The sequence below is a fragment of the Nonomuraea muscovyensis genome, assembly GCF_014207745.1.
GTDB lineage: Bacteria > Actinomycetota > Actinomycetes > Streptosporangiales > Streptosporangiaceae > Nonomuraea > Nonomuraea muscovyensis.
Genome location: NZ_JACHJB010000003.1, coordinates 95,275 through 119,573 on the forward strand (window position 1 = coordinate 95,275; position 24,299 = coordinate 119,573).

Below are 24,299 nucleotides of genomic sequence, written 5' to 3' on the forward strand. Positions count from 1 at the left end.
GCGCTCCCGCCGTGCCCGTCTCAGCCGAGCTCGACGGGGAGGCCGGCGCGGAAGAGGTCCTGCTCCAGCCAGACAGCCGCGCGCACCCCGTCGGCGGCGCTGGGGCCCACCAAGGTCACCGGCTCCGGAACCGCCTTCAGGTGTGCCGCGTCGCCGGCAGCGTACACGCCCGCCACGCTCGCCCGGCCGTACTCGTCCACCTCCACGCACCCGTCCGGCAGCAGGGCGCATCCCACCTGTGCCGCCAGCTCGGTGTTCGGCCGGGTGGGAGCCCGGTGGTAGACCGCCTCCCGGGCCAGGGCGGTCCCGTCCGAGAAGCGGAGCGTCAGCGCGCCGAGCTCGCCCTCCAGTGCCGTCAGTGGTGTCTCGTTCACCGTGACGCCGCGCGCTTTCAGCGCCGCGGTCACCGGCTCGGGGATCTCGGCGGGGCCGTTCGTGCACAGGACCACGTCAGGGCTGTAGCGGTCGGCGACGTAGGCGGCCAGCATCGCCTCAGGGCCGTTGCCGATGACGGCCAGCACCTTGCCGTTGGTCTCGTATCCATGGCAGAAGGGACAGTGGACGACACTCTTGCCCCACCGTTCGGCCAGCCCGGGGATGTCGGCGGGTTCGTCCACCACCCCGCAGGCCAGCAGCAGCCGGGCCGCCTGCTCTCGGGAGCCGTCCTCCAGCGTGAGGGCGAACCCGCCGGACTCTCCCTCGGCCGCCACCACGCGCCCGGGCCGCACCTCGACCGTGGGGTACGCGGCCAGCTCGGCTCGCCCGTCCGCCAGGAGCCGGGACGGAGCTCCGCCGTCGCGGCCCAGATACATGTGCATCTCCGCCGCGGGCGCGTTCCGCGGCCTGCCCGCGTCCACCACCAGAACGCTTCTGCGCTGTCGCCCCAGCACCAGAGCGGCGCTCAATCCGGCCGGTCCGCCGCCGACCACGATCACCTCGTACATCCGTGCCCTCCTCAACTGATCACGTACATGCCGGAGCCGGCCGCCTTCGGCGTAAGGCCCCGCTCGCCGAGTTCCTTCGTCATCCGCTCCTCGCTGAGCAGCCACCAGACGTGGCTCACCGCCACTTCGTCGACGAGCTCGCCGTCCTGGTGGGTGCGGTAGGTCAGGTGCCAGGTGAGCTGCTCGGGGCCTGCGGGTTCCGCGCGGGCGAGCCCCTCGTACGTGCGCCTGCCGATCCGTGCCTCGCCGCTGCGGAACTGCGGGACCGCGACGGGTTCGGTGGGCGGTTGCAGGTTCACCACGGCACGGCCGCCGGGGACGAGCCGGTCGGCCAGCAGGTCCCAGACCGCGCCCCGCTCCTCCGGGTCGAAATGGCCGATGACGTTCATCGCCACGACCGCGCCCAGCCGGGCGGGCAGGCGCGCCTGAAGGAAACCTTCCGGCAGCACGGTCACCCGCTCGCGCAACTCGGCCGCCTCGTGCACCCGGGCCATCAGGACGGACCGGAGCGCCGGCGACGGCTCGACCGCCAGGATCTCGCTGTGGGGCACCGCGGCCGCGATCACCCTCGTGCCGTGCCCGCCTCCCGCACCGACGTCCACCACAGGTCCCGGCACGCCGTCGAGCGCGCGAGCGACCTGCGGCCCGAGCTCCGGCCAGTACGACGCCAGCAGGATGTCCACGAACTCCGCGGAACGCTCGTATTGCTCCATCACGCCGCATTCCTTAAATTGATAATCATTTCCACAAGGACCTTAGGGATGCCATGCGGCGATCGTCAAGCTTGATCGAGCGGGTGCTACCGGCCTCTCTGCGCGCGGCGGGCGTCGACCATGAGGGCGGCGGCCAGGCCGGTGACGGCGAGGGCGAGCGCGGGCACGACCGCGAGGCGAGGAGCGGCGACCAGCAGCGGCGTGGCCTCGCTCACCATGCCGCCCCAGTCGGTGTCGGGCGGCGGCAGGCCGACGCCGAGGAAGCTGAGCGAGGTGACGGCGATCAGCGCCCTGGCGAAGTCCGCCGTGGCGACCGTCAGGACGGGACCGGCGATGTGCGGGCCGACGGTGCGCCGCAGCAGGTAGAGCCGGGACGCGCCGATGGCCCGGACGGCCAGCACGTGGTCGGTGGAGGCCACGCGCCGGGTCGCCGTCCGGGCGACGAGGCCGCAGTTCACCCAGCCGAGCGGCACGAGGGCGGCCAGGACGGTGGCGTACCCGGGTGTGAGCACCCCCGCGAGCGCGAGTGCGAGCGTGAGACCGGGCAAACCGAGTGCCACGGTGCCGGCGAAGCGCAGCAGCCGATCGGCGATCCCCCCGGCGAGCCCGGCAGCGGTGCCCGCCACCGCGCCGAGCATCGTGGTGGCCGCCGTGACGGCCAGCGCCACCAGCAGGGAGGTACGGCCGGCCGCCGCCGTTCTGGTGAGCAGGTCGCGGCCGAGCTGGTCGGTGCCGAGCCAGTGTTCCCCGCCGGGCGGCAGCATGGCCCGTCCCAGGTCGGGCACGTGCGGATCGTGTGCCGACACCATGGGGACGAGCAGGCACAACAGCACGACGGCGGCGAACGGCGCCATGGCGGCGCTCCGCCTCATCGGCGCCGCACCCGCGGATCGCAGGCCACCAGACAGACCTCGGCCAGCGCCAGGAGCAGCACGGTCGCGACCGCGGTGAGCAGCACGTACGCCTGAACGACCGGCACGTCGCGCTGCCGGATCGCCGACACCGCGAGCTGCCCCACCCCCGGCCAGGAGAACAGCGTCTCCACCACCACCGCCCCCGCCAGCAGTTCGGCGAGCATCAGACCCGCCGCCGTGACGGCGCTCGGCGCGGCCACCCGTACGGCGTGCACCAGGACCGTCCGTCGAACGCGCAGCCCCTTGGCAGCGGCCAGCTTGACGAACGGCAGCCGCAAGGCGTGGGCGAGGTCGCCCCTTAACAGCCGCAGCAGCGTCGCGGCGCCCGCCAGGCCGAGGGTGAGCGCGGGCAGCACCACCGCGCCGGGACCGCTGTCGCCGCCCGTGGGCAGCGCGCGCAAGCCGACCGCCACCACGCTGATCAGCAGGATGCCCACGACGTAGGGCGGGACGCCCGCCACCGCCACCGTCACCAGCGCGACGGCGCGGCTGCCGAGCCCGCGCGGCCTGAGCGCGGTCCAGACGGCGGCGAGGACGGCGAGCACGACCGCCACCAGCGCCGCCGCTCCCGCCAGCCGCAGTGTCGCCGGAACCCGCGAGAGGATCTCGGTGGTCACCGGAGACCGGTCGGCGTAGGAGCGGCCGAGATCGCCGCCGAGCACGTCGAGCAGCCACCGCAGATACTGGCTGAACAGCGGCCGGTCGAGGCCGAGTTCGGCGCGCAGCGCCGCGACGCTGCTCGCCGTCGGCTGGATGCCGCCGCGGCGCAGGATCTCCTCGGCGGGGTCGCCCGGAGCCATCGAGGTCAGGAGGAAGACCAGCACCGACAGGGTCAGCAGGGTCAGCAGGAGCCCCGCCCCGCGCCGCAGGACGACGGCCGTCATCTCAGGGGTGCGAGCTCGCCCAGGTCCACCTCGTACGCCACGCTCTGCGTCACCCCACCGACCTTGCCGGTGGTCACGATGGGATTGTCCTGGTAGGCCAGCGGGATCATCGGGCGGTCGGCGGCGAGCAGCCGCTGGACGCGGTGGTACAGGTCTCGTCGAGCAGCCGGGTCGGTCTGGGCGGCGGCGCGGTCGACCAGCTCGTCGAACCCGGCGCTGCGGTAGCCGAGCCGGCGCTCGACGTTCCAGGACGCGTCGGAGCGCAGGAACCGCCGGAACAGGTAGTCGGCGTCGCTGTTGGGCACGCTGTACGCGCTCAGGAAGATGTCGTAGTCCCCGGCCTCCATCACCGACTTGGTGGCCTCCGCCACGGTCACCTTCGCCGGTAGGCCCGCCTTGTCCAGGGCCGCGCGCAGCACCTCGGCGATGTCGGTGTAGGGGAACTGGCCGGTCTCCGCCGAGGAGATGAGGATGGAGACCGGCCGGGCGGGTGTCCCGGCGGCGGCGACCAGCTCGCGGGCCTTGCCGGGGTCGTGCCGTGCGGTGATGCCGGGGTCGGCGAGGTCGCCGAAGACCGGTGACAGGAATCCCGCTCCCGCCCTGGCCGTGCCGGCGAGCAGCGTGCCGACGATGGCCTGCCGGTCGATGGCCAGCTCGGCCGCCTCGCGTAACCGGGCGTCGGAGAACGGCTCGCGGGAGGCGTTGAAGGTCAGGTAGTGCGTCAGCACCGAGGGGCTGCGCACGACCCGGAAGCGGCTGTCTGCCGCCACCGCGGCGACCTGACCCGGCAGCAGCGCGCCCTTGTCGATCAGCCCGTCGACCTCGCCCGCGCGCAGCGCCGCGACCCGGGCGTTGGCGTCCGGGATCACCTTGACCACGATCCTCTCGTAGGCGGGAGCGGCGCCGTGGTAGTGCGGGTTCGCGGCGAGCACCGCCTGCTGCCCCTTCGTCCAGGCCACCAGGGTGTACGGCCCGGTGCCCACCGGCTTGCCCGCGAAGTCTCCCGAGGAGGTGAACGCCTTCGGCGACTGGACCATGCTGAAGAAGCCCGCCAGCCTGCTCGGCAGGTCGGCCACGGGCTCGTCCAGGTCGAAGGTCACCTTGCCGTCGGCGGCGCGGACGTCGCGGAGCTTGCCGTACGCCGCCTCCATCCCGGCGTCAAGGCTGAAGAACGCCGACTGGCGGGGGGCGATCCGCAGGAACCGCCTGACGTTGGCGACCACCGCTTCGGCGGTCAGTGCCGTGCCGTCGCTGAACTTCACGCCGTCGCGCAGGGTGAACGTCCAGCGCCGGCCCTGCTCGGTGCCGGCCCAGGAGACGGCCAGCGCCGGAACGGGCCGCAGCCTGTCGTCCACCGTCACCAGCGGCTCCCACACCCGTAACGTCTGGTGGGTGAAGTAGGGGTCCTGGGGGCCGGCGACCAGGTCGCGCGGAGCCGCCAGGGTGAGCTGCCTCCCGTCCTGACCGCCGGGATCCTGCCCGCCGCAGCCTGCGAGGACCACTCCGAGGAGGGTCAGCAGCAGGGTCGTGGCTCGTCTTCGCAACCTGATCTCCCGTACATGTTCCGGCTCGACATGCAAACGATAACCGTGTTCAACGGTATTGGGGAGATCATCTGACGGGAGATCGCCGACCAGCGGGCGCGGATGTCGGGGACAGGTCGTCGAGTATCAGGTCCGGACAGCTCTCCAGGACTCCACGGTCGCTTCGGCGATGGCTTCGATGTGGTGTCCGTATGCCGGATGCCCGTCGGCCACGAAGCTGCCGTCCCTGACCGGCAACCCGCTGAACGTGGCGCGGAAGTGCCGGGGAGGTCCGCCCGACGGGAGCGGCGCGTATGCCGCCAACGGCGCCATGTCGTAGCTCGACCCCGCCCCGCGCTTGTTCCACGCCACCTGATGAGCCGCCACGCTGAGCAGCGCGTCAAGGCCCTTGTCCAGATAGAGCTGCAGTTGGCGGAACTGACCGTCGAGGTACTTCTCGTGAGCTCTGGACGGATGCTGCAGGAGATACGCGCAGACCACCGGCGCGTGCCACCTGTACATCCGAGGATCGGCCTGCTCTTCGGCCAGGATCGCGTGGTAGTAGTCCACGCACACGCCCAGCGGGCCGGCGACCGCACCGCAGTCGCACTGACTCAGGAGGGGGCTGTCTGCCATGGCCTGCAACATAGGTGGCCGGCGACAGCCACGTCGACGGGATTTCGGCGCCGTCTCGGGGACCACGCCCGGCGTGCGGACGCCCGGGCGCCCTCACCGGCTGTCGTCCGGGGGATCTGTCGTTCCTGCCTGTGGCCGCCGCCACCGGTTCGCCGGGGCGGCGGGCTCGCGGTGCAGGATCCGGTCCAGGCGGGCGGCGGCGTAGCCGAGGATCGACAGCGCGGTCACGATGAGCAGGTCGCCCGCCGCCAGGGGCTGGGTGCCGAGCAGGTCGCGCAGCAGCGGCACGTACAGGCCGGCCAGTTGCAGCACGAGCGCGCCCGCAACGGCGAGCAGCAGCATCGGGTTGGCCGTCGAGCCGGGCCGGGCGCGCGAGCCGAGCGCCACGCCGAGCTGGGCGGCGCCCAGGGCGAAGAAGGCCATGCTCTGCCAGGGCCGGCCGGTGTGCAGGGCCCAGATGGCGACGCCGAGGGTGACGGCGGTCAGGACGACGGCGATGCGAAGCACCCGTTGCCACAGGCCCGCTCCGAGGATGCTCTGGTCGGGCGGCCGGGGTGGACGCCGCATCGCCGCCGGGTCGGCGGGCTCGCCGCCCAGCGCGACGCCGGGCAGGCCGTGGGTGAGCAGGTTGATCCACAGGATCTGGGCGGGCAGCAGCGGCAGCGCCATCCCGGCGAGCGGGCCCAGCAGCATGACGGCGATCTCGGCGGCGCCGCCGGACAGCCCGTAGATGAGGAAGCGGCGGATGTTGGCGTACACGCGGCGGCCCTCCTCGACGGCGGCCACCACGGTGTCCAGGTTGTCATCGGCGAGCACCAGGTCGGCGGCCTGCCGGGCCACCTCGGTGCCGCGGCCGCCCATGGCCACGCCGATGTCCGATCGGCGCAGGGCGGGCCCGTCGTTGACACCGTCGCCGGTCATCGCCACCACCTCGCCCTGCTCGCGCATGCGCTCGATGAGGTCGAGCTTCTGCTGCGGGGTGGCGCGGGCGTAGACGCTGACCTGGTCACCGGGCTCGGGAGCTGCGGGCACGGCGGTTTCGGGTGGCCGGGCGGTCGCAGGACCGGTCGCGACAAGGGTGCGGCAGTCGGTGATCGGGGCGCCGGAGGTGATGATGCCGAGTTCGGTGGCGATGGCGCGGGCAGTGCCCGGGTGGTCGCCGGTGATGAGGACGGGTCTGATCCCGGCCTGCTGACAGGCGGCGACCGTGGCGGCTGCGGCCTGGCGCGGCGGATCGAGGATGGCGATCAGCCCAAGCAGGCTCAGCCCCTCCTCGGGCACCGTCTCCGGCACGGACACCAGGTCGGCCTGGGCGACGGCCAGCACCCGATAGCCCGCGCGGGCGAGCTGTTCGGCCTGCTCGGCGGCGCGGGCCAGCAGCTCGGCGTCGTCGGCGAGCACCGGCGGACGCAGCAGCGACTCCGGGGCGCCCTTGCAGATCACCCTGGCCCGGCCGCCGGCCAGCCGGTGGAGGGTGCTCATGCGCTTGCGGACGCTGTCGAAGGGGCGTTCGGCCAGCCGCGGGAAGCGGCGCTGCAACTCGGCGCGTTCCAGGCCGAGCTTGGCTGCCGCGGCCAGCAGCGCGGCCTCGGTGGGGTCGCCCAGGGCTCGCCACTCGCCGTCCTCGCCGTGCAGGAGCCGGGCGTCGTTGCACAGGGCGGCGGCGGTCAGCAACTCGGTGAACGCCGAGGCCGGCGCGCCGTCGAGCCGTCCGTCGGGGCCGTAGCCGGTGCCGGTGATCCCGGCGTCCGCGGCCGGTGTCCACAGGCGGCGGGCCACCATGGTGCCCTCGGTCAGGGTGCCCGTCTTGTCGGTGGCGAGCACCGTGACCGAGCCCAGCGTCTCGACGGCGTGCAGGCGGCGTACGACGGCGTTGCGCGCGGCCATCCGCCGCGCGCCCAGCGCCAGGCTCAACGTGACCACGGCCGGCAGCGACTCCGGCACCGCCGCCACCACCAGGCTGATCGCGGTCACCACCATCAGGTCCACCGGCTGGCCCCGCACCAGCCCCAGCACCAGCACCACCCCGCACAGGAACACGGTGACCCCGGCCAGCAACCGACCGACGCCGACCAGGCGCCGCTGCAGCGGCGTCAGGCCCGGTCCCTTCACCATCAGCCCAGCGATCCGTCCGGCCGCACTGGCCGAGCCGATCGCCGTGACCTCCACCCGGCCACGCCCGCGCACCACGACGGTGCCCGCCGACACGTCCTCGCCGGGGCTCTTGTCCACCGGCACCGACTCCCCGGTCAGCGCCGACTCGTCCACCAGCAGCGCCGCGGCCTCCGCCACCCGGGCGTCAGCCGGGACGATGTCGCCCTCGGCCAGCACCAGCAGGTCACCGGTCACGACCTCGGCCGCCGGGATCTGCTGCTGGACGCCGTCGCGGACGACCCGGGCGGTGGGGGCGGCCAGCTCCGACAGCGCAGTGATGGCCCGGCCGGCGCGCACCTCCTGCGTCACGCCGACGGTCGTGTTGACCACGATCACCAGCACGATCACCGCCATGTCCGTCCAGTCGCCGGTGACCGCGGTCAGCGCGGTCGCCACCAGCAGCACGATGATCAGCGGATCACGGAGCTGCCCGGCGACACGCCGCCACAGCGGGACCGGCGGCTCGCGCGGAAGCATGTTCGGGCCGTCCCGCTCCAGCCGGGCGGCCGCCTCCGCCGACGACAACCCGGACGGCGAAAGGATCTTCTGTTGGCCCATTCCTGCTCCCCGGTCGAGCGGCGTTCACTCCATCGTGCCCGCTCAGAGCTGGAATCCCAGGGTCGAAGGTCCCAGAGAACCCGATTCCGGTATACGGCCCCACCGGTGAGCTGCTGAACCGCTTCGACGAGGAGCGTGACCGACCGCCCTCAACGCGCTTGTGCGGGTCCTCCCAGTTGCGCGACGTCGTCGGCGGCGTCACCGATGAGCTTGTCGGCCAGGTCCATCAGGGCCCGCCCGGCGGCGAGCTCGTCGCCGATCTCCGGCACCGGGCGGTCGTGGGGATTGCGCCTGGCGAGCCCCACGCTCTCGTGCCACTGGCTGCCCCGCGCGTACAGGACCGCGCGCGCCAGCGTGCGGTCGTCACCGTCGTCCTCGCTGATGAAGATCTGGACGGTCCACTTCTTGGCTTGCATGGTTCCCCCTCAGGCCATCGCACACCTCACCCCAGCATCCGTCCGGCCCGGTCCGCGGGCATGAGGCCAAAGTCCCGATCCGAACCGCCGATGGGCCCGGCGTCCGGGGGCCACGTCCGACGGGGGGCGTGGCCTGCCGCCGCGGTGGTTCGAGACAGGCCGTGGCAGGTCAGCCGGGTTCCATCTGGGGGCGCCGGAAGCGCCACGGCGCGCCGGCCCAGCGTGCGTGGATCGCGCCGAGCGCCCGGTCGAGCGCCTGATCCGGGCCGCTGCCGGTGTCGATCTCGGCGGCCCCCGGCCAGGGGGCCGTCCTCGCCGCCATCGCCGCGGCGATCGCCTGGTCGGCGTCCGAGACGCCGCCGGTGCGGCGAGCCAGGCGTTCCGCGCTGACCTGCGGCGGAGCGATGCAGCGCAGTTCCACGATGTCGCTGGACGTGCGCCGGGCGACCTCCTGGGCATCCGCCCGGGACCCGGCGTCTGTCCAGGAGGCGTCGAGCACGACCGGTTCGCCGTGGCGGAGCAGCGTTTCGGCTCGGGCCAGTAGCTCGTGATACGTACGCCGGGTCCAGTCCTGGCTGTAGATGCCTTCGCCGAAAGGCGCGGGCGCGGGCTGTTCCGGTGCGAGGCAGGCGAGTTCCTTGCGGACGCGGTCGCTGTTCAGGATGGGGTAGCCGAGCCAGTCGCCGATGGCGGCGGCCACGGTCGACTTGCCCGTCCCCGGCAACCCGCCGACGAGGACCAGAGTGACGGCGCCGGCCTGCAGATGGCGCAGCGTGAGCCCGGCCAGGTCGCGCGCCTCCCACGCCGCGGCCGCTTTTCCCTGCCAGTGCCGTAGGCAGGCCACCTTGGCGCGGACGAAGGCCCGGTAGGCGACATAGTGGTGCCACAGCGAGGGCGGCGAGGGGTCACCGGAGAACTCGGCGTACCGGTGCAGGAACGACTCCGCCAGCCGGGGCGCGCCCAGCCGTTCGAGGTCCATGGCCAGGAAGGCCGCGTCGTCCAGCCCGTCGAGCGAGCGGAGCCGTTCGTCGAACTCCAGGCAGTCCAGGATCCGCGGCCCGTCGTCCAGGCAGAAGATGTCCTCGGCCAGCAGGTCTCCATGCCCCTCCACGACACGCCCCTCGGCGATCCGGGTGGCGAACAGGCGCTCCCGGCCGTCGAGGAAACGCAACGTGAGACGCTCGATCTCGCGCACCGTGTCGGCGTCGACCGCCGGTTCAGGCAACGCGCGGACCTGCTCGAAGCTCGCCGTCCACCGGGCGCGCAGCGCCTCCTCCGCACCCTGCCTGTCGATCTCCGGGCTGTGACGGGCGCTGCCGTGCATGCTCGCGAGCATCCGGGCGATCTGTCGCACGCACCCCTCCACCGGCTTGCCCGCGCGAACCATCGTGGCCAGGCGGCGCTCCTCGGGCATGCGCCGCATGACGACGAGATGCTCGCAGGGCCGGCCGTCGGGCCCGAGCACGTCGGCGACTCCCTCGTAGACGTCGGGCGCCAGCCGCCGGTTGAGTTCCACCTCATCCCGGCAGACCCTCTGGCGGGCCTCCCTGGTGGTGAAGTCGAGGAAGCCCAGGTTCACCGGCTTCCTGACCTTGTACGCGTGATCGCCCAGGAAGATCACCACGGCGGAGTGCGTCTCCCTGATCTCTGCCCACGGTCCCATCTCTGTCGCCTCCGCGCTCTGCCGCGGCCGAGACCTCGCAGGCCCACGGTCCGGGACGGGTACCCCCATGCCAGGAGTTTCCCCAGGTCACCGCCACCAACCCGGACCGCCGGCACCGAACCGTGATGGCAGGCGGCTCAGCGCGCCGAGCAGCAGCGCGGTGAACCCACCCTCCGCCGACAGGTCATGTGGACTCGTCCAACTCGGCTGCCGTCTCACGCAACCTCTCCATCGCCGCGACGACGGCCGCGTCGGCGTTCTCCAGCCCGGATCGGTCATAGATGTCGATCACGGCCATGGCGGCGTTCTCGAGATGGTCGGCCTCGGCGTTCGCGTCCACCAGGTCCGCCAGGTGGCGGATGGATTCGTGCAGCGGTTCCGGGCCGGCCTGTGGATCCATCGCGGGCGGGTGATGACGCATCACCTGCGCCAGCCGGGCCGCGGCCGTCCGGAACTCGATCTCGCTTTCTGACGTCACGCTGACCTCCCCTTCCGGAGGAACTTCCTGAGCCGGCTCAGTGGCCAGCTGTTGATCACTCGGTCCGGGGTGAGCCAGCCGCGTTGCGCGGTGCCGATCCCGTACCGAAGGTGGGCGAGGTGCGGGACGGCGTGGGCGTCGGTGTCGATCGCGAAGACGACGCCCGCCCGCTGGGCGAGCCGGACGAGGTCGGCCGGCAGGTCCAACCGATCGGGGAACGCGTTGATCTCCAGAGCCGTGCCGGTGCGGGCACACGCCGCGAACACCTCCGCCCAGTCGGCGTCGACGGGCTCTCTCTTGCCGATGAGCCGGGCGGTCGGGTGGCCGATGATGTTGACGCACGGGTTCTCGCAGGCGAGGACGAGCCGCCGGGTCATCTCCGGCCGTGGCTGGGAGAAGTGCGAGTGGATGGACGCCACGCACATGTCGAAGCCGGCCAGGAACTCCGGCGGCCAGTCGACCTCGCCGTCGGGCCCGATGTTGAGCTCGGTGCCGTGCAGCAGTCGCATCCCGCCACAGGCGCCGTCCAGGCGGCGCACCTGATCGCGCTGCGCCAGCGCCTTGGCGTCCGCCATCCGCTGCATGTACAGCTTCGGCGCGTGGTCGGTGATCGCGTAGTAGGCGTACCCCCGGTCCGCGGCGGCGGCGACCATCTCCTCCAGGGACGCGAGCCCGTCCGTCAGGTCAGTGTGCGTGTGCAGGTCGCCGCGGATGTCCGCGTCGGTGATCAGGATCGGCAGCTCTCCGTGCAGCGCGGCCTCGATCTCCCCACCGTCCTCCCGCAACGTCGGCGGTATCCACGGCAGGCCGAGCCGGCCGTACACCTCCTCCTCGTCCACCGATGCGATCCGGTCCCCGCTCGCCACGTCGAACAGCCCGTACTCCGAGAGTTTCAGCTTCTGGTGCACGGCGATCTCCCTGGTGCGGATGTTGTGCGCCCGCGAGCCGGTGAAGTACTGAAGCGCCGCGCCCCAGCTGTCAGGCGCCACCACGCGCAGGTCCACCTGGAGACCGGTGTCCGTCCTGACCGAGGTCTTGGTCTCCCCGTGCGCGATCACCTCCGCCACGGCGGGCAGCCCCTGGACGACCGTCATCAGCGCCGCCGAGTCGGCTGCGGTGGCCAGGATGTCGACGTCGCCGATCGTGTCCTTCATCCGGCGAAGCGATCCGGCGTACGCGCACCGCTCGCAGCCGGGCACCGCCGACAGCGCGTCGACGATCTCCTCCGCCACCTCCATCGCGACGTCCAGGCGCACCCGCGCGCCGGTTTTGTGCAGCAGCGCGATGCCGTGCAGCAGGTTCTCCTCGGTCTTGGCGCCGAAGCCATGCAGCCCGTGGAGCCTGCCCGCCCGGATCGCCGCCTCCAGGCCCTCGACGGAGCCGATGCCGCACTCCTCGTACAAGGTCATCGCCTTCTTCGGGCCGAGCGAGGGAATGGTCGTCAGCCGCCGCACCCCGGCCGGGACCTTCCCTCTCAGCTCCTCCAACTGGTGGATCGCGCCTGTACGCAGGTACTCGTCGATCTTGGCGGCGATCGACGTCCCGACGTTGGGTATCCGGCGCAGCCCGGCAGGATTCATTCCCGAGATGTCCTGGGCGTACCCACCGACCGATCTGGCCGCCATTTCGTACACGCGTACCTTGAACGCCTCGCCGCCGGTGATCGCCATCAGGTCCGCGTACTCCTGCAGCAGATCGGCCACCACGTCATTGGGTCGTTGCACGGCGACCACCCCCTCGCGCGGAACAGGCCCAGCTACCAGGATCGCGCGGGTTCTCTCACATCGGCAGGGCCGTTCGACCCCTCTCCTGCGGTGCGACCCCGTCTTCGGGTCTTTCGGCCCTGCCGTGACCTGACCGGACGGCTGAGACTGACAAGAGGGTGGACTGTCGAAAAAGCACACGGGGGGACCGACATGATCACTCTGAGTATCATCAAGGCCGACACCGGGGGGTTCGTCGGCCACACGGCCGTGCATCCGGACATGATGGCCGAGGCGCGGCGCGAGATCGGCCGCGCCATCGACTCCGGGCTGCTCATCGACGGGCATGTGGCCGCCTGCGGCGATGACCTCTCGCTCATCATGACCCACACCTACGGCCCCGACGCCGACCTCATCCACTCCTTCGCCTGGGACACCTTCCAGGCCACGACCCACATCGCCAAGGAACTCGGCCTGTACGGCGCCGGCCAGGACCTGCTGTCGGACGCCTTCTCCGGCAACCTTCGCGGTATGGGTCCCGGCTACGCCGAGCTGGACTTCGACGAGCGGCCGTCGGAGCCGGTGATCTGCTTCCTGGCCGACAAGACCGAGCCGGGGGCGTGGAATCTGCCGCTGTACAAGATGTTCGCCGACCCGTTCAACACCGCCGGGCTCGTCATCGACCAGAAGATGCACGCCGGCTTCGCCTTCGAGGTCTACGACCTCTACGACGAGAAGCGGATCATCTTCGACTGCCCCGCCGACCTGTACGAGATGCTGATGTACATCGGCGCCCCGGCCCGCTACGTCATCCACAGCGTCCGTTCCAGGACGCTCGGCGAGACCGCGGCCGCGACCAGTACCCAGCGGTTGTCGCTGATCGCCGGCAAGTACGTCGGCAAGGACGACCCGGTGATGATCGTCCGCTGCCAGTCCGGGTTGCCCGCGGTCGGCGAGGTGCTGGAACCGTTCACCTTCGCCTACGCGGTCGCCGGCTGCATGCGCGGCTCCCACCACGCCCCGCTCATGCCCGTCTCCACCGAACACGCGCACCCGTCACGCTTCGACGGACCGCCGCGCGTGGTGGCCCTCGGCTTCCAGATCCACGACGGCAAGCTGATCGGCCCGCGCGACCTGTTCGCCGACCAGGCCTTCGATCGAGCCCGCGAGCAGGCCACCGAGGCCATGGACTACCTGCGCAGGCACGGCCCGTTCGAGCCGCACCGACTGCCCCTGGAGGACCTGGAGTACACCACCATGACCGTGCTCACCAAGAGGCTCGCCGACCGCTGGACCCCGATGACAACCGAGCTCGCCACTGCCGGGACGAACAAGAGGTGAAGGTGGCGGGGCCCGACTCCATGCGGTGACCGGCGACGTCGTCGGGGACCGTCCCCGGGTATGCCGGCGACGTCAGGGTAGAGGTCGAGGTGGGGAGGCGATCGATGATGGCTGGACAGATCGTGGTCGGAGTGGACGGGTCCGCTCCGGCGACCGCTGCCGTGGAGTGGGCCGCGGCCGATGCCGGGAGACGCCGGCTCGGCTTGCGGCTGGTGCACGTGTGCGAGCAGTGGGCACGCGATCGGGGGGAGCCCGAGTACTGCGCCGGGGCGTTGGAAGCCGCCGCCGACAGGGCGCGTGCTCTCGCGCCGGGCGTGGAGCTGAGCACCGAGATGCTGACGGGCAGGGTGGTCAACGCTCTCGTCGCCGCGTCGGCCGCGGCTGACAGCCTGGTGGTGGGGAGCCGCGGCCGGGGTGGGTTCACCGAGATGGTCCTCGGTTCGACCGCTCTGGCCCTGGCCGGGCACGCCGCCGGCCCGGTGGTGATCGTGCGGGAGGGGCCCACGCCTCGCCATGGGGAGATCGTGGTGGGGGAGGACGGGTCGGAGCATTCGAAGGCGGCCATGGAGTACGCCATGGAGCAGGCTCGGGCCCGCGACGCGCGACTGCGCGTGGTGTACGCCTGGCAGTTGCCGGTGCTGGCGCCGTACGCCGCCGCCTACAGCGTGCTCGACGACAGCTTCCAGCAGGCCGCCCGCGCGGCGGCCCAGCGCGTGCTCGCCTGGCGGGAGAAGGACCCGGCCGTGTCGATCGTCGACGACCAGGTCTGCGAGCACCCTGTCGCCGCGTTGATGAAGGCCTCGGCCACGGCGGACCTGGTGGTGGTCGGCTCACGCGGGCTCGGCGGGTTCGCCTCGGCCGTGCTGGGGTCGATCAGCCACGGCGTGCTGCACCACGTGACGTGCCCGGTCGCGGTGGTGCGGCCGCGGTAGGCGTGCGGCTGAGCGCGGGGAGAGGCGCCCGCAGGTCATGCGGGTGGCCCGTGCCGGACGGCCATGGCCGGCGTACGGAGGAGAGCCGTGATCATTCGTAAGTGCGGGCGGCCCGCCCTGCCTCCGATCCTCGACGACTACGAGCGCGAGCGGCGCGACTTCGCGTGGCCGCGGGCAGCCGAGGTCAACATCGCCCAGGAGGCGGTCGATCGGCACCTGCATACCCAGATCCGCGGTCAGGTGGCGTTGCGGTGCGTCGGCAAGGACGACTTCGTCACCGAGCTGACCTACCTGGACCTGCACGTGGAGACCAACCGGTTCGCCAACGTGCTGCGCGGCCTCGGGGTCGGCAAGGGGGAGCGGGTCTTCACCCTGCTCGGCAGGGTGCCGGAGCTGTACGTCACGGTACTGGGGACGCTGAAGAACCTCAGCGTGGTGGCGCCGATGTTCTCGGCGTTCGGCCCGGAGCCGATCCGGGAGCGGCTGCACCTGGGTGACGGGCGGGTGCTGGTGACGACGCCCGCCCTCTACACGCGCAAGATCGCCGGAATCCGTGACTCGCTGCCCGGACTGGAGCACGTGCTGGTCACGGGCGACGACCCCGCCCCGGAGGGAACGCTGTCGTTGCGCGAGTTGATGGCCGCCGCCGGCTCGGCGTTCGTGATCCCGCCGACCGGCTGCGAGGACATGGCTCTGCTCCACTTCACCAGCGGCACCACCGGCAGGCCGAAGGCCGCCGTGCATGTGCACGGCGCGGTGGTCGCCCACACCATCACCGCGCGCTACGCACTTGACCTGCACGCCTCGGACGTCTACTGGTGCACCGCCGATCCGGGGTGGGTGACCGGCATGTCCTACGGCGTCATCGCTCCCCTCGTCCTCGGCGTCACCCTGGTGACGGACGCGGGGGAGTTCGATGCCCGACGCTGGTATCGCACGTTGGAGGAGCAGCGGGTCTCCGTGTGGTACACCGCGCCCACGGCGCTGCGGATGCTCATGCGGCACGGCAGGGCGCCGGCGGCCGAGTTCGACCTGTCGCGCCTGCGGTTCATCGCCAGCGTGGGCGAACCGCTCAACCCGGAGGTCGTCCTGTGGGGGCAGGAGGTGCTGGGGCTGCCCGTCCACGACAACTGGTGGCAGACCGAGACGGGCGCCATCATGATCAGCAACTACGCGGCCATGGACATCAAGCCGGGTTCCATGGGCCGTCCGGTGCCCGGCATCACCGCCGCGCTGCTGGAACGCGGCGGAGACGGCCGCGCCCGCGTGGTGGACGGCCAGGTGACGGTCATCGAGGAGCCCGACGTGGCGGGCGAGCTGGCGCTGCGCCCTGGATGGCCGTCCATGTTCCGTGGCTACCTCGACGACCCTGACAGGTACGCCAAGACGTTCGCCGGAGGCTGGTACCTGTCCGGCGACATTGCCCGTCGCGACAAAGACGGATATTTCTGGTTCGTCGCCCGAGCCGACGACGTCATCAAGTCGGCCGGGCACCTGATCGGCCCGTTCGAGGTCGAGTCGGTGCTGATGGAGCATCCGGCCGTGGCCGAGGCCGCCGTGATAGGAACACCGGATCCGGTCGCGGGCGAGCTGGTCAAGGCGTTCGTCACACTCAAACCGGGCCACGAGCCCACGGATGAGCTGCTCAGAGAGCTGACGGCCTTCGGCCGCAGGCGGCTGGGGGCGGTCGCGCCCAAAGAGATCGCGTTCGACCAGCACCTGCCGCACACCCGCAGCGGCAAGGTGATGCGCCGCCTGCTCAAGGCCCGCGAGCTGGGCCTGCCCGAAGGGGACACCTCCTCGCTCGAAGGCTAGCGAGCAGGCCCCGGACGGGTCGCCTCGGCAGGGCTCCGGACGACGTCAGTGGCGGACGACGACGACGGGCGCCCGGGTGTGGTGGAGGACGGCGTGCGCGGTGCCGCCCAGGCCGAGCAGGGCGCGTGCCGCGCCGTGCGAGGCTCCCACGACGACGAGGTCGGCTTCCGCCGACGCCTTGGCCAGCGCCTTGGCCGGGTGGGCGTGCACCACGTGCTGGACGAGGTCGACGTCGGGGTACTTCTCCCGCCACCCGGCGAGGATCTGCGACAGCAGCAGGGCTTCGTCCTGCCCCACGGCCTCGATGTCGTAGACCGCGGGGTCCACGGTCCAGGGCGTCACGGTGCCGGGGTGCGTCCAGGCGTGCACGGCTCGCAGGGTGGCACCCCGCAGCGCCGCCTCGCGGAAGGCGAAGTCCAGGAGGGCTTCCTGGCCGGGCAGCCCGGTCACGCCCACGACGATCACTCTGAAATCGCCGGCCTGCGGCTGCCGGACGACGGCCACCGGGCATGGTGCCCTGGTGGCGACATGGCGGCTCACCGAGCCGAGCAGCAGTTCGGCGAACCCGCCGCGTCCCCGGTTGCCGACGACGAGGAGCTGAGCCCCTTCGGCGGTCTGCAGGAGCGCTTCCGCCGCCCCGCTGGAGACGACCACCGTGGTGACCGGCACCCCTGGCCTGCCGGCCCGTACCTGGTTCGCCGCCTGCTCAAGCTGCTCGCGGGCGGCGGCCTCCGCCTCGACCTCCCAGCCGGCCGGCTCGGGCACGAGCAGGGCGTCGGGAGTCCATCGCTCGGTGGCGTACACCATGTGCAGCGGGGCGCCACGGATCACGGCTTCCTGCCCGGCCCAGCTCACGGCATGCAGGGAGGGCGCTGATCCGTCGAACCCGACGACGATCGGCTCTGTCATGGTCATCACCTCGTGTGCTCCCTGCTTCGCGGAGGCCGACCAGGCCCGCTCACCGAAGAGCGGGCCTGGTCAGCTGATCATTGCTGGGTCTCGATCTGGATCCGCTTGGCCTCCTGCTTCTCCTCCGGCAGCTTCACGCTGACCTCGAGAATCCCCTTGTCGTAAACCGCTTTCACGTCCTGGTCGTCCGCACCCGGCGGTAGCGTGATGGACCGGGTGAAGCTCCCGTACCGGAACTCCGTCCGGTGTTGTTCCTTGAGCTCCTCACGCCGCTCGGCGTGGAGGGTGAGAACACCGTTTCGCATGGTGATCTCCACGTCCTTCTCCGGATCGATGCCCGGCAGCTCGGCCCGTACGACGTAACGGCCCTCCTTGACGTAGTCCTCGAACCTGATCGGCTGTTGCTGGGAGCGGATGACCGGCGGCCAGTCCAACCAGTCGAACAGTTCCGGGAACAGGCCCCTGTGCTCTCGGCGCGCTGGCGTGCCCATGTGCACCTCCGCGGGTTTCCTTCCGGTTGTCTCCCTCTCATCCCAACTCGTCGCCGCTCGTTGACGCAGGGGCGGAGGTCCTCCGGGCTCAGGGCCTTTGGACCCATCGTCAGAGCCTCCGCGACGCGATCACCTCTCCTGGTTCTCGGACGCCGGGGGGCCCGCTTCCCGGAATTCCGGAGCCTCCTCTGCGGGAGTGGCCGGTGTCGGGTTCAGTGCTTCCAGCGGCGTGTCGTCCAACACGGCTCGCTCCGCCTCGGCGGTGTCCTCCACCGCCTCGATCGGCGCGGGACTCTCCAGGAGGCCGAGCGTGTCCTGCTCGCCACGGCCGCGGATGACTCTGTTGATCTCCCCCGCGATCTCCTGCCGGGTGTAGGCGCCCTCCGGCACCGCGTTGAGGTGCGCCAGCATGTCGGCGGTCAGGTGGATGTGCTCGGACGCGCAGGAGTAGACGTCACGGACCGCGACCCTGTCACGATCGCGGAAGACCTCGTCGAGCACCTGCCGCATCTCCTCCATCCAGACTTGATCGGCCATCTCGTCCCCCTCTGTTCGACACTTCAGCCGTACCCACATCAGGGTCGGCAGCACGCGCCGGGGGCACGCGGCGGACCGGTGGCGCCTGTCCGGCTCCGGTCCCGGCCCCGGTCCTCATCGAGCCCCTACGGCCGGGTGCTCGGGTCTTTCGACCCTGCCGTGACCTGGCCGAAGGGCTGAACACTGGCAGGAGGGGGACACGGATACGGGAGGGCCGCATGATCACACGTGACCGGCTCCGCGGTCGGCACTGGACGGGCAAGGCGAAGCCTGGCCCGCCGAACGAGCCTCCGTCTCCCACGATGCCCCCGGCGCGCACCGGCTGGCGGCCCTGGCTGGTGCCGATCGGTACGTTGATCTTCCTGTCGTGGTTGCTGGTAAGCCTCGTGACCGGCGGATCGGAGTCCGGCGCGGCGCCGTACTCCTACACCGCCTTCGTCGCCAAGGTGACCGCGGGACAGGTCAAGGCGGTCACGATCGACGATCAGGGCGAAGTCTCCGGCACCCTGAACGACGGCACCCGGTTCACCAGCCAGATCCCCACAGCACTCGACGTCAGCCGGCTGGAGCCGCAGTTGCGGTCGCACCGGGTGGAGATCACCGCGACCAGGACGGAGAACTCCCTGGTCACCCTCTTGCTCGGCTTCCTGCCGCTCGCGGTGCTCATCGGCTTGTTCATGTGGATGGGACGGAAGACGCAGCAGTCCCTTACCGGCGGTATCGGCGGTATCGGCGGGTTCGGCAGGTCCCGGGCGAAAATCATCGAGGCGGAGCGGCCGACCACCCGGTTCGGCGACGTGGCCGGATACGAGGGCGTCAAGCAGGAGATCAGCGAGGTGGTCGATTTCCTGCGCGCCCCTGATCGATACGCGGCGGTGGGTGCGAAGCCGCCGCGTGGAGTGATCATGGTGGGACCGCCGGGAACGGGGAAGACACTGTTCGCCCGGGCCGTGGCCGGCGAGGCGGACGTGCCGTTCCTTTCGGTCACGGGATCGGCGTTCGTGGAGATGTTCGTCGGGGTGGGGGCCTCCCGGGTTCGTGACCTTTTCAACGAGGCCCGCAAGCGCGCCCCCTCCATCGTCTTCATCGACGAGATCGACGCCATCGGCGGGCGGCGTGGAGGGACCGCCACGGGTGCGAGCGACGAGCGTGAGCAGACGCTGAACCAGTTGCTGGCGGAGATGGACGGGTTCGATCAGAGCAGCGGGATCGTGGTGCTGGCGGCGACCAACCGGCCGGACACTCTCGATCCCGCGCTGCTGCGTCCTGGCAGGTTCGACCGGCAGGTCACCGTTCCGCTGCCCAACCAGACCGAGCGCACGGCGATCCTGGCGGTGCACGCTGCCGGCAAGCGTCTGGCGCCTGACGTCGATCTCGGCAGGGTCGCCCGTGCCACCCCGGGATTCTCCGGCGCCGATCTGGCCAACCTGGTCAACGAGGCGGCCATCAACGCGGTCAGGGCGGATCGGACGACCATCACCGCCACGGACCTGGACACGGCACGCGACCGGGTGCTGCTCGGCCGCCGGGAGACGTCCAACGCCCTGCTTCCCGAGGAGCGCCAGGCGGTGGCGGTGCACGAGTCCGGGCACGCGCTGCTCGCGACGTTGTGCGAGCACGCCGATCCGGTCGCGAAGGTGACCATCCTGCCCTCCGGCCCGACCCTCGGCGTGACCGAGCAGTTGCCGGAGGCCGAACGGCATCTCTACAGCGAGAGCTACCTGGCCGATCTGCTCACGGTGCGGCTCGGCGGCCGGGCGGCCGAGCTCGTCGTGTTCGGCGAGGGCTCCACCGGCGCCGCCAACGACCTGGCGGCCGCCACGCAGGTCGCCACCCGCATGGTGCGCGACTTCGGCCTGTCACCGGTGCTCGGTCCTGTCGGCTACGCCTCGGCCCTTCCGCAGTTCCTCGGCCAGGAGGCCGAGGACGCGGTGCGCAGGCCGTACTCCGAGCAGACCCAGCGCACCATCGACGAAGAGGTCGGCCGGCTGCTGGGCCAGGCCGAGAAGCGCGCCATCGACCTGCTGCGCGCCCACCGCGACGCCCTCGACCGGCTGGCCGCGATCCTCTCCGAGGAGGAGACCGTCGATGGAGAGGTCGTCGGTGGTGTGCTCCGGGACGAGCGGTCGATGATCCCGCGCGACCAGGATTCCGCGCTCGATCGCCTGCCGAATGCGGGTCCCTGAGCCGAAGCGCTATCGCCCGTGCCACCCGGGCATGTCGTCTTCCTCCCACTGCAGCTTGTCGATCACATCGACCACGCCGTTGACGTGCTGGGTCATCCGCACAGCGAGCTCCGCGTCGCTGTGGCGGTTGACGGACCCGCTCAGAGTCACGACACCGTTGCCGACCCTGACGCGGACATCGTCGGTGTCCACCCACAGGCCCTGATCGAGGACCTCCTCGCGCACCTCACGAGCGATGTCGCCGTCCTGCCGCACGAAGACCTTGAGCAGGTCGCGGCGGCTGACGATGCCCAGCAGGATGCCGTCATCGTCGACGATCGGCAGTCTCTTGACTCCGTGCTCCTCCATGAGCCTGGCCGCCTCGACCGTCGTGGCGTCGGGCGTGGTCGTGACCGCGGGGGCGGCCATCAACTCGGCCGCCGTGTTTCCGACCGCCGTGCTGCCGGCCGCCTTGTTCCTGCCCCTGTGACCCACCCGGTCACGCAGCCGGGCGCGCAGTGGCGGCTGATATCCCTCGCGGTAGAACTGCTCCCGGAACTCCTCCTTGCGGAGCAGGTCGGCCTCCGAGACGACGCCTATGACGTGGCCCTCCGCATCCACCACGGGTACGGCGCTCACCGCGTGGGCGATGAGGATCTCGGCGATGTCCTTGAACGGAGTGCTCCCGTTCACCGACGCGACCTCCCTGGTCATGACGCTGTTCACCGTGACGCGCATGATCCGCTCCTCACGTCCGTGGGACGTTGCAGCTCCATCCCATGCGCGGCCCGACAGGCCCCGGTAGGGACGGAAGTCCCCATTCGCGCCGTCGTTCGTCAGTGCGGCCGCCGCGAAGGCCGCCGCGAAGGCCGCCACGAAGGTCGCCACGGAGGCCGGCGCGGAACGACTCCAGCCGCCTGTCGAACAGCAGAGCCCGTATCGGGACTTTCAGCCCTAACAGCACGCGCCGTGGTGGCGGATGTTGGAGAGAGCGCGTCCGGAAGCGTCGACACGAGGAGGTGGGCGAGATGTTCGTGAACCGGCAGGAGGCGGGCATCCGTCTCGGGGCGCGGTTGCGCAGATCCATCGGGGATGCGGAGGTGATCGTCCTCGGGCTGCCCAGAGGCGGTGTGCCGGTGGCGGCGGAGGTGGCGCGGGCTCTGGATGCGCCACTCGACGTGATCGTCGTCCGCAAGCTCGGGGTGCCGTTCCAGCCGGAGCTGGGGTTCGGCGCGATCGGGGAGGGAGGCGTGCGCGTGCTGAACCACGACATCATCCGCATCGCCGATCTCAACCAGATGGAGATGGCCGTGGTGGAGGAGCAGGAGCGAGCCGAGCTGGAGCGTCGCGCGCGCCGCTATCGCGGTGACCGCCCTCCGGCGGAGCTGGCGGGCCGGACGGTGATCGTGGTGGATGACGGGATCGCCACCGGCGGGACGGCCCATGCGGCCTGCCAGGTCGCGCGGGCTCGTGGTGCCTCGCGGGTCGTGCTGGCGGTGCCTGTGGGGGCGCCGGAGACGGTCGCCGGCCTGGGCAAGGTGGCCGATGAGGTGATCTGCCTGGAGACGCCGGAGCGCTTCCACGCGATCGGCGCCTGGTACGCCGACTTCGCGCAGACCACCGACCAGGAGGTGATGGAGCTGCTGCGGCGGGGCTCTCCGCCTGGCGGCCCGCGGGACGAGGACGGAACCGATCCCGGCCTGCGCTGAGGGTTCGCCCTACCCTTACCGGCCCGTGCGGTATCGGTAGGGCGAAACGGGGCAAATGCCCTAAAAATGGATGAATCCCAAGGGGGCATCATGACGACAGCACGGGACGTCATGCATCCGGGCGTCGAGTGCGTCGGCGAGCATCAGAATCTCGCCTTCGCCGCCCAGCGCATGCGCGAACTCGACGTGGGCGCGTTGCCGATCTGCGGCGACGACGACCGGTTGCACGGCATCATCACCGACCGGGACATCGTGCTCAAGTGCGTCGCCGCAGGAGGCGATCCCCAGACCATGACGGCGGGTGACCTGGCACAGGGCACGCCCATCACCATCGAAGCGGACGCGGACGTCCAGCAGGTGCTCCACGCCATGGAGGAGCACCGGATCCGCCGCCTGCCGGTCATCGACAAGCATCGGCTGGTCGGGCTGATCAGCGAGGCCGACCTGGCTCGGCACCTTCCCGAGGAGCAGGTCGGCCACTTCGTGGAGATGATCTGCGCTCCGTGACCGCGCAAGCCCGCGCGATCAGGAGATGCACCCGCCACGAAGCAGGTGGGCCGCGATGACTCCGTGCATCGTGGCGGGCAGGGCCAACAGCGCGCTCGCCGGTGCCGTCGCCGCGGCGCTGGGCGGCGAGCCGGTTCCGGCCGTGGTGGAGCGATTCCCGGACGGCGAGCTACGGCCGGTCGTGAGCGGTCTGCGGGGCGCGGACGCCTACCTGGTCCAGCCCACGAGCCCGCCGGTCAACGACCACATCATGGAGCTCCTCCTGCTGGTCGACGCCTGTCGCCGAGCCGGCGCCGACCGGATCACCGCGGTGCTGCCGTATTTCGGGTACGCGCGGCAGGACCGTCGCGGACGGGAGGGGCAGGCGCTCGGCGTCCGCGTCGTCGCCGACGCGCTCGCCGCGGCCGGGACGCGACGGCTGATCGTGGTGGACCCGCACACGGTCGCGCTGGAGGCCATCTGCTCCGTCGCGGTGGAGACGCTGACGGCCGTGCCGTCGCTGGCGGCCGCACTCGGCGAGGACGTGCGCGACGCCGTGGTGGTCGCGCCCGATCTGGGGGCGGTCAAGCTGGCCGAACACTACGCGGCGCTGCTGTCGCGGCCGGTGGCGGTCGTCCGCAAAACCCGGCTGAGCGGGACGAGGGTGGTCGCCGAGGAACTGGTCGGAGACGTCCGCGACTGCCCGACGGTCATCGTCGACGACATGATCAGCACAGGGAGCACGATCGAGGCCGCGGTACAAGTCGTCACCGGCCACGGCGCCGCGCCGCGGATCGTCGTGGTCGCCACTCATGGCCTGTTCGTGGGCCCGGCGGCGGAGAGACTCGGCCGCTGCACGATCCAGCGGGTGCTGGTCACCGACACCGTCGCACAGCCGGCCGCTCCGTCGCTGCCGCTCGGCGTGTGCTCGGTGGCTCCCCTGCTGGCCGACGCCATCGGACGCCTCCATCGAGACGAACCACTGGACGAGTTGCTGGCCCGGCCATGACCTGTTGTCCATGCCTGACCGGATGGAACAGTCAACCGGACCCTGTCGCCGTCATGTTCCGGGCTGTCACCGCGGTGTTCTCGGCTCATGGTGCTCGACGTGGGCGTCGGGCCCCGGGAAGACGAGGGTCTCGTGCTCGTCCTCAAGCCAGCGGACGACGTAGGGCGGTGTGCCGTCGTCGTGCCGCAGGGAGACGATGACGCCTACCCGGCGTGCTTCGCCCTGATGGGCGCCCTCCACCACCAACCGGTCACCGACTGCTGCCTTCATGGCTCCTCCTGCAGTTGTGAGCTGCTGCTCGCCTTGACAGGTTCAGGTC

Annotated in this window: 23 protein-coding genes; 7 read left to right on the forward strand and 16 right to left on the reverse strand. The window is 71.4% G+C overall.

Annotated features, from left to right (window positions below):
- Nucleotides 1-20: 20 nt before the first annotated feature.
- The 11 genes from FHU36_RS31985 to polX form a co-directional block, all read right to left on the reverse strand.
- Nucleotides 21-944 carry an NAD(P)/FAD-dependent oxidoreductase gene (locus tag FHU36_RS31985; RefSeq protein WP_185087832.1) on the reverse strand — a complete coding sequence of 308 codons (924 nt, stop codon included), beginning with the start codon at nt 942-944 and terminating at the stop codon, nt 21-23.
- A gap of 11 nt (nt 945-955) precedes the next feature.
- Complete coding sequence (locus FHU36_RS31990; RefSeq protein WP_246503078.1) at nt 956-1,657, reverse strand: class I SAM-dependent methyltransferase; 702 nt, start codon at nt 1,655-1,657, stop codon at nt 956-958.
- 86 nt (nt 1,658-1,743) lie between these two features.
- On the reverse strand, nt 1,744-2,529 hold the full coding sequence (locus tag FHU36_RS31995) for an ABC transporter permease (RefSeq protein WP_185087834.1): 786 nt from the start codon (nt 2,527-2,529) through the stop codon (nt 1,744-1,746).
- Nucleotides 2,526-3,455, reverse strand: coding sequence for an ABC transporter permease (locus tag FHU36_RS32000; RefSeq protein ID WP_185087835.1), 930 nt, complete (start codon nt 3,453-3,455; stop codon nt 2,526-2,528). The genes FHU36_RS31995 and FHU36_RS32000 overlap by 4 nt, the downstream gene beginning before the upstream one ends.
- Nucleotides 3,452-4,999 carry an ABC transporter substrate-binding protein gene (locus FHU36_RS32005; RefSeq protein WP_185087836.1) on the reverse strand — a complete coding sequence of 516 codons (1,548 nt, stop codon included), beginning with the start codon at nt 4,997-4,999 and terminating at the stop codon, nt 3,452-3,454. Before FHU36_RS32005 ends, FHU36_RS32000 begins: the two co-directional genes overlap by 4 nt.
- A gap of 126 nt (nt 5,000-5,125) precedes the next feature.
- Nucleotides 5,126-5,614: a DUF5946 family protein gene (locus tag FHU36_RS32010; RefSeq protein WP_185087837.1), complete on the reverse strand. Its 489-nt coding sequence runs from the start codon at nt 5,612-5,614 to the stop codon at nt 5,126-5,128.
- A gap of 93 nt (nt 5,615-5,707) precedes the next feature.
- Nucleotides 5,708-8,326, reverse strand: a complete 2,619-nt coding sequence (locus tag FHU36_RS32015) for a cation-translocating P-type ATPase (RefSeq protein WP_185087838.1) — start codon at nt 8,324-8,326, stop codon at nt 5,708-5,710.
- A gap of 149 nt (nt 8,327-8,475) precedes the next feature.
- Complete coding sequence (locus FHU36_RS32020) at nt 8,476-8,742, reverse strand: DUF1876 domain-containing protein (RefSeq protein ID WP_185087839.1); 267 nt, start codon at nt 8,740-8,742, stop codon at nt 8,476-8,478.
- A 169-nt stretch (nt 8,743-8,911) separates the two neighbouring features.
- Entirely contained in the window at nt 8,912-10,405 is a 1,494-nt protein-coding gene (locus FHU36_RS32025; RefSeq protein ID WP_185087840.1) for a bifunctional aminoglycoside phosphotransferase/ATP-binding protein, read from the reverse strand.
- Between the two features lie 184 nt (nt 10,406-10,589).
- Nucleotides 10,590-10,883 (reverse strand): hypothetical protein, encoded by a 294-nt coding sequence (locus FHU36_RS32030; protein WP_185087841.1) that lies wholly within the window; start codon nt 10,881-10,883, stop codon nt 10,590-10,592.
- Nucleotides 10,880-12,607, reverse strand: a complete 1,728-nt coding sequence (gene polX, locus FHU36_RS32035; protein ID WP_185087842.1) for a DNA polymerase/3'-5' exonuclease PolX — start codon at nt 12,605-12,607, stop codon at nt 10,880-10,882. The genes FHU36_RS32030 and polX overlap by 4 nt, the downstream gene beginning before the upstream one ends.
- Nucleotides 12,608-12,799: 192 nt before the next feature.
- Between polX and fbp the strand changes: the two genes are divergently transcribed.
- From fbp to acsA, 3 genes are all read left to right on the forward strand, one after another.
- Nucleotides 12,800-13,927: a fructose-1,6-bisphosphate aldolase/phosphatase gene (gene fbp, locus FHU36_RS32040; RefSeq protein WP_185087843.1), complete on the forward strand. Its 1,128-nt coding sequence runs from the start codon at nt 12,800-12,802 to the stop codon at nt 13,925-13,927.
- Between the two features lie 104 nt (nt 13,928-14,031).
- Nucleotides 14,032-14,859: a universal stress protein gene (locus FHU36_RS32045; RefSeq protein WP_312891992.1), complete on the forward strand. Its 828-nt coding sequence runs from the start codon at nt 14,032-14,034 to the stop codon at nt 14,857-14,859.
- Nucleotides 14,860-14,946: 87 nt separating this feature from the next.
- A complete protein-coding gene (gene acsA / locus FHU36_RS32050) occupies nt 14,947-16,674 on the forward strand; it encodes an acetate--CoA ligase (protein WP_221497049.1) in 1,728 nt (575 codons plus the stop codon).
- Between the two features lie 45 nt (nt 16,675-16,719).
- On the opposite strand, the gene FHU36_RS32055 is transcribed toward acsA, so the two are convergent.
- The 3 genes from FHU36_RS32055 to FHU36_RS32065 all read right to left on the reverse strand — a co-directional run bounded on the left by FHU36_RS32055 (nt 16,720) and on the right by FHU36_RS32065 (nt 18,611).
- Nucleotides 16,720-17,583: a universal stress protein gene (locus FHU36_RS32055; protein ID WP_185087845.1), complete on the reverse strand. Its 864-nt coding sequence runs from the start codon at nt 17,581-17,583 to the stop codon at nt 16,720-16,722.
- 77 nt (nt 17,584-17,660) lie between these two features.
- Entirely contained in the window at nt 17,661-18,074 is a 414-nt protein-coding gene (locus tag FHU36_RS32060; protein ID WP_185087846.1) for an Hsp20/alpha crystallin family protein, read from the reverse strand.
- A gap of 129 nt (nt 18,075-18,203) precedes the next feature.
- On the reverse strand, nt 18,204-18,611 hold the full coding sequence (locus FHU36_RS32065) for a hypothetical protein (protein ID WP_185087847.1): 408 nt from the start codon (nt 18,609-18,611) through the stop codon (nt 18,204-18,206).
- Between the two features lie 218 nt (nt 18,612-18,829).
- Here FHU36_RS32065 and ftsH point away from each other — a divergent pair, with 218 nt between their 5' ends.
- Nucleotides 18,830-20,797 (forward strand): ATP-dependent zinc metalloprotease FtsH, encoded by a 1,968-nt coding sequence (gene ftsH / locus FHU36_RS32070; protein WP_185087848.1) that lies wholly within the window; start codon nt 18,830-18,832, stop codon nt 20,795-20,797.
- A 9-nt stretch (nt 20,798-20,806) separates the two neighbouring features.
- On the opposite strand, the gene FHU36_RS32075 is transcribed toward ftsH, so the two are convergent.
- Nucleotides 20,807-21,514 (reverse strand): CBS domain-containing protein, encoded by a 708-nt coding sequence (locus FHU36_RS32075; protein ID WP_185087849.1) that lies wholly within the window; start codon nt 21,512-21,514, stop codon nt 20,807-20,809.
- A 290-nt stretch (nt 21,515-21,804) separates the two neighbouring features.
- On the opposite strand from FHU36_RS32075, the gene FHU36_RS32080 reads away from it, so the two are divergent.
- From FHU36_RS32080 to FHU36_RS32090, 3 genes are all read left to right on the forward strand, one after another.
- Nucleotides 21,805-22,485, forward strand: a complete 681-nt coding sequence (locus tag FHU36_RS32080) for a phosphoribosyltransferase (protein WP_185087850.1) — start codon at nt 21,805-21,807, stop codon at nt 22,483-22,485.
- Nucleotides 22,486-22,575: 90 nt separating this feature from the next.
- Nucleotides 22,576-22,992, forward strand: a complete 417-nt coding sequence (locus FHU36_RS32085; RefSeq protein ID WP_185087851.1) for a CBS domain-containing protein — start codon at nt 22,576-22,578, stop codon at nt 22,990-22,992.
- 55 nt (nt 22,993-23,047) lie between these two features.
- Nucleotides 23,048-23,980, forward strand: a complete 933-nt coding sequence (locus tag FHU36_RS32090) for a ribose-phosphate diphosphokinase (RefSeq protein WP_185087852.1) — start codon at nt 23,048-23,050, stop codon at nt 23,978-23,980.
- A 66-nt stretch (nt 23,981-24,046) separates the two neighbouring features.
- Here FHU36_RS32090 and FHU36_RS32095 read toward each other — a convergent pair whose 3' ends face one another.
- Nucleotides 24,047-24,250 (reverse strand): DUF1918 domain-containing protein, encoded by a 204-nt coding sequence (locus FHU36_RS32095; protein WP_185087853.1) that lies wholly within the window; start codon nt 24,248-24,250, stop codon nt 24,047-24,049.
- Between the last annotated feature and the right edge of the window lie 49 nt (nt 24,251-24,299).

Excerpts from the sequence above, each read along its gene's own strand:
- ftsH (WP_185087848.1), top strand. The coding sequence starts at position 18,830 with ATGATCACACGTGACCGGCTCCGCGGTCGGCACTGGACGGGCAAGGCG.
- fbp (WP_185087843.1), top strand. The coding sequence starts at position 12,800 with ATGATCACTCTGAGTATCATCAAGGCCGACACCGGGGGGTTCGTCGGC.
- FHU36_RS32065 (WP_185087847.1), bottom strand. The coding sequence starts at position 18,611 with ATGGCCGATCAAGTCTGGATGGAGGAGATGCGGCAGGTGCTCGACGAG.
- FHU36_RS32090 (WP_185087852.1), top strand. The coding sequence starts at position 23,048 with ATGACTCCGTGCATCGTGGCGGGCAGGGCCAACAGCGCGCTCGCCGGT.
- FHU36_RS32075 (WP_185087849.1), bottom strand. The coding sequence starts at position 21,514 with ATGCGCGTCACGGTGAACAGCGTCATGACCAGGGAGGTCGCGTCGGTG.
- FHU36_RS32095 (WP_185087853.1), bottom strand. The coding sequence starts at position 24,250 with ATGAAGGCAGCAGTCGGTGACCGGTTGGTGGTGGAGGGCGCCCATCAG.
- FHU36_RS31985 (WP_185087832.1), bottom strand. The coding sequence starts at position 944 with ATGTACGAGGTGATCGTGGTCGGCGGCGGACCGGCCGGATTGAGCGCC.
- FHU36_RS31995 (WP_185087834.1), bottom strand. The coding sequence starts at position 2,529 with ATGAGGCGGAGCGCCGCCATGGCGCCGTTCGCCGCCGTCGTGCTGTTG.
- FHU36_RS32060 (WP_185087846.1), bottom strand. The coding sequence starts at position 18,074 with ATGGGCACGCCAGCGCGCCGAGAGCACAGGGGCCTGTTCCCGGAACTG.
- FHU36_RS32025 (WP_185087840.1), bottom strand. The coding sequence starts at position 10,405 with ATGGGACCGTGGGCAGAGATCAGGGAGACGCACTCCGCCGTGGTGATC.
- FHU36_RS32020 (WP_185087839.1), bottom strand. The coding sequence starts at position 8,742 with ATGCAAGCCAAGAAGTGGACCGTCCAGATCTTCATCAGCGAGGACGAC.
- FHU36_RS32010 (WP_185087837.1), bottom strand. The coding sequence starts at position 5,614 with ATGGCAGACAGCCCCCTCCTGAGTCAGTGCGACTGCGGTGCGGTCGCC.
- FHU36_RS31990 (WP_246503078.1), bottom strand. The coding sequence starts at position 1,657 with ATGGAGCAATACGAGCGTTCCGCGGAGTTCGTGGACATCCTGCTGGCG.
- FHU36_RS32085 (WP_185087851.1), top strand. The coding sequence starts at position 22,576 with ATGACGACAGCACGGGACGTCATGCATCCGGGCGTCGAGTGCGTCGGC.
- FHU36_RS32080 (WP_185087850.1), top strand. The coding sequence starts at position 21,805 with ATGTTCGTGAACCGGCAGGAGGCGGGCATCCGTCTCGGGGCGCGGTTG.
- FHU36_RS32015 (WP_185087838.1), bottom strand. The coding sequence starts at position 8,326 with ATGGGCCAACAGAAGATCCTTTCGCCGTCCGGGTTGTCGTCGGCGGAG.
- FHU36_RS32000 (WP_185087835.1), bottom strand. The coding sequence starts at position 3,455 with ATGACGGCCGTCGTCCTGCGGCGCGGGGCGGGGCTCCTGCTGACCCTG.
- FHU36_RS32045 (WP_312891992.1), top strand. The coding sequence starts at position 14,032 with ATGATGGCTGGACAGATCGTGGTCGGAGTGGACGGGTCCGCTCCGGCG.
- FHU36_RS32055 (WP_185087845.1), bottom strand. The coding sequence starts at position 17,583 with ATGACAGAGCCGATCGTCGTCGGGTTCGACGGATCAGCGCCCTCCCTG.